Annotated in this window: 3 protein-coding genes and 2 pseudogenes; all 5 read right to left on the reverse strand. The window is 72.9% G+C overall.

Annotated elements, in window-relative coordinates:
* Positions 1–400: pseudogene (locus HOQ08_RS03615) on the reverse strand (phospholipase); the annotation flags it as partial.
* A 135-nt stretch (positions 401–535) separates the two neighbouring features.
* A complete protein-coding gene (locus HOQ08_RS03620; RefSeq protein WP_291191749.1) occupies positions 536–1,090 on the reverse strand; it encodes a YceI family protein in 555 nt (184 codons plus the stop codon).
* Positions 1,090–1,563, reverse strand: coding sequence for a histidine phosphatase family protein (locus tag HOQ08_RS03625; RefSeq protein WP_291191752.1), 474 nt, complete (start codon positions 1,561–1,563; stop codon positions 1,090–1,092). Before HOQ08_RS03625 ends, HOQ08_RS03620 begins: the two co-directional genes overlap by 1 nt.
* Positions 1,564–1,576: 13 nt before the next feature.
* Complete coding sequence (locus tag HOQ08_RS03630) at positions 1,577–2,206, reverse strand: ParA family protein (RefSeq protein ID WP_291191755.1); 630 nt, start codon at positions 2,204–2,206, stop codon at positions 1,577–1,579.
* 123 nt (positions 2,207–2,329) lie between these two features.
* Positions 2,330–3,030 (reverse strand): annotated as a pseudogene (locus HOQ08_RS03635) (hypothetical protein); the annotation flags it as partial.

The following is a 3,030-nucleotide window of genomic DNA, read 5'->3' on the forward strand; positions in this document are numbered from 1 at the left end:
GGATGCGCACCCGCACGCCGCGCCGAGCCGCCAGCACCAGCTCGTCCAGCACCAGCTGGCCGGCGTCGTCCTGGTCCCAGATGTAGGTCTGCACGTCGATCGTGCGGCGCGCCGCGCGGATCAGGTCCAGCCGCGCCACCAGCGCGGGCTCGCTGGCGTCCAGCAGCGCCACCAGGTGCTGCGGCCGGGCGGGCGTCGACTCGGCCAGCGCCTGCGCCGCCGCCTCGAGCAGCGGCGAAGGGTGCGCGCAACGATCGGGCCGGTCGCAGCTGGACGCGCCCGCGGTGGTGGCAGCGACCACCGCATCGGCGCGGCGGATCTGCGCGCGCGACAGCGTGCAGCCCGCGAGCAACGCGACGGCGGCGAGCAGGGCGTACGGGGCGAGGCGGCGCAAATGCATGGGTCGCATGATACGGGCCGTGCGTCCCGCGTCGATTCCAGGGCTGCGCCCGGGTTCAGCCAGGCGCAGCCTCAAACTTCCCCGCAGGGTGCGGCGCGCTTCAGTCCGGCCCGCGCATCCATTGCGTGCGGCCGTTCAATCGGGCATGCGGGCAATCGCGATCGACAGCGTCAGTTCCACGCGGTCCGACAGCACGGCGTGGTGATCGGTCATGCCGAATTCGCTGCGCCGCAGCTGGCCGTGCGCCTCGATCGTGCAGGCGTCGGCAGTGCAGCGCGCTGGGAGCAGTTCGAGGCGCACCGGGCGGGTGACGCCGCGCAGGGTCAGTTGGCCGTCGAGCGCGCCGCCGTCGTCGAGCACCGCGCGCGCCACCGGCGCGGAGACGAAGCGCAGCGTCGGGTATCGCGCCGCATCGAAGAACTCGCCGGCCAGCACCCAGCGACGCAGGCGCTGCGACGGCATCGCCAGGCTGTCCACCGCAACGCTTGCGTCCACCACCACACGGCCGTCGGCGCGTGGCTCGATCGCGCCGGCGAGCTGTTCGAAGCGGCCGCGTATGGTGTGCAGCCAGAGCAGCCGCACGCCGAAGTCCACGTGCGAGGGCGGGCTCTCGATGCGCCACCGCTGGGACGGCACCGCGTGCGATGCGGGCGCGGCGGCCAGCAGCGTGACGAGGGCCGCTGCGCGCATCAGGGTGACCAGAACGCATCCAGCCGTGCGTTGCCCGGCTCCAGCCCGCCCTGCAGGTGCAGCACCGCCAGCCCGGCCGGCGGCATGCCGCGGAAATCGTCGGAGCGGCCGTCCACCAGCAGCGCGACCAGCCGCTCGATGCCGGGGTTGTGGCCCACCAGCAGCACGCTGCGCGCATCGGCGTGCTGGTCGAGCAGGGCAAGCAGCTCGCCCGGGCTGGCGTCGTAGATCTCCTCGGCCAGGCCGATCGCCCCGGTGGGAGCGACCGACCTGGCCGCGAGTTCGGCGGTGCGCCGGGCGCGCTGGGCAGGCGAGCACAGCAGGCGATCGGGGCGTGCGCCGTGCGCGGCCAGCCAGTGCCCGGCGGCCAATGCCTCCTGTTCACCGCGCGGGCTCAGCGTGCGGTCGAGGTCCTCGCCGCCGGCCGGCGCGGGCACCGCCTCGGCATGTCGCAACAGAATCAGCTCTTGCATGGCAACCCTCGCATCAATGCTGGCGCTTGAGCCAGCGCAACAGCGGCAGCCAGTCCTGCTGCTGGCTGCGCACCTGTTCGGAGTGGTAGTCGAAGATGCCCTTGCCCAGGGCGGTGAGCAGCACATAGGCCTGGCTGTCGCGCAGCTCGGCGACGACCGGGAAGGGCGCCTCTTCGGCCAGTTGCACCAGCGCATCCTGGCTGGCATGGGTCCACGGCTTGAGGCGGTTGCCCACCAGCGCCACCGGCAGCTTGCCGCGCTTGATGCGGGGGACGCTGGCCAGTTGTTCCAGAAAGGCCTGCGTGGCGTGCAGGTCGAACGACGAAGGCAGCACCGGCACCAGCACGGCGTTGGCCTGGTCGAGCAGCGGCTCCAGTTCGCGCTCGCTGCCGCCGGCGGGAGTGTCGACCAGCACGCGGTCGGTGTCCGGCGGCAGTTTGTGCAGGCCGCGGCGACTTTCCAGCCCCAGTACGCCCGGCGTGCCTTCCGGCCGCAGCATGGCCCAGCGGTAGCTGGAGCCTTGTCGGTCCGTATCGACGATCGCCGTGCGCTTGCCCTCCTGCGCAAAGTGCGACGCCAGCTGGGTGACCAGCGTGCTCTTGCCGCACCCGCCCTTGCTGCTTGCCACCAGCACCGTCAGCATCGGCCGCCCCCGTTGGGAAAGGTGGGGCAAGGGTAGCTTGGGAAGGGGAAACGGGGAACGGGCGTCGTGCGGGATGCTGTCCGGAAGCGCGAGCGGGCGCAGGCATCCGTGGCGCGGGTGCACCTAGTTTGCCGTTTCCTGTCCGCCGTTCGCCGCCGTGTGCGGCTCCCAGCCGACGGGGGCCTCCGTCGGCACGCCGGCATCGCGCAGGGCCGTGAGCATCAGGCTCATCTCGGTGCCGCCGTTGCGGGCCAGCGACAGCAGGTGCTGGGCCTGGGCCTTGTCGGCCTGTGCGCGCGAGGCGAGCTGGGCGAACTGCCGCACCTGCCAGATGAGGTCGCGCCGCTCGCGCAGGGCCTGCGTGCGCCCGGCTTCGTCGCCGGCGAGGATTTCGCGCAGGTGCAGGCCGAGCGAACGGGACAGCGGGCTGGAGCCCCATTCGAGCGCCTTGCCGAGCTGGCGGCAATCGGCGTCGAGCGGCTGGTCGGTGCCGGCACCCTGGCACAGGTCGGCGACGTCGCGCAGGCCCGGTTGCGGCTGCGTTCCGGCGATGCCGAACATCATCATCGCCTGCACGCCGGCCGCGCCGGCGCCGGCCTTCGGGTCGAACGTGGCCGCCGGCGGCGGCAGCACGTTCACGCCGCTGGCCAGCGCCTGCAGGCTGGCGCCGGTGTAGTCGTCGTAGAGCCTGGCCTGGGCCGCGCGGGCGAGGTCCGCGCGGGCGGCCTCATGCTTGTTTTCCTGCATGTCCTGGCCGAGCTTGTGCAGCCACACGGCGGCGTTGTCCGGCGCCTCCTCGAGCAGCGCCGCCAAGGCCTGGGCAT

This window comes from Frateuria sp. (genome assembly GCF_013362045.1).
In the GTDB taxonomy this organism is placed as follows: Bacteria; Pseudomonadota; Gammaproteobacteria; order Xanthomonadales; family Rhodanobacteraceae; genus Frateuria_A.

Bases quoted from the DNA above. Each gene is read 5' to 3' on its own strand.
- HOQ08_RS03630 (WP_291191755.1), bottom strand. From the start codon at position 2,206: ATGCTGACGGTGCTGGTGGCAAGCAGCAAGGGCGGGTGCGGCAAGAGC.
- HOQ08_RS03625 (WP_291191752.1), bottom strand. From the start codon at position 1,563: ATGCAAGAGCTGATTCTGTTGCGACATGCCGAGGCGGTGCCCGCGCCG.
- HOQ08_RS03620 (WP_291191749.1), bottom strand. From the start codon at position 1,090: ATGCGCGCAGCGGCCCTCGTCACGCTGCTGGCCGCCGCGCCCGCATCG.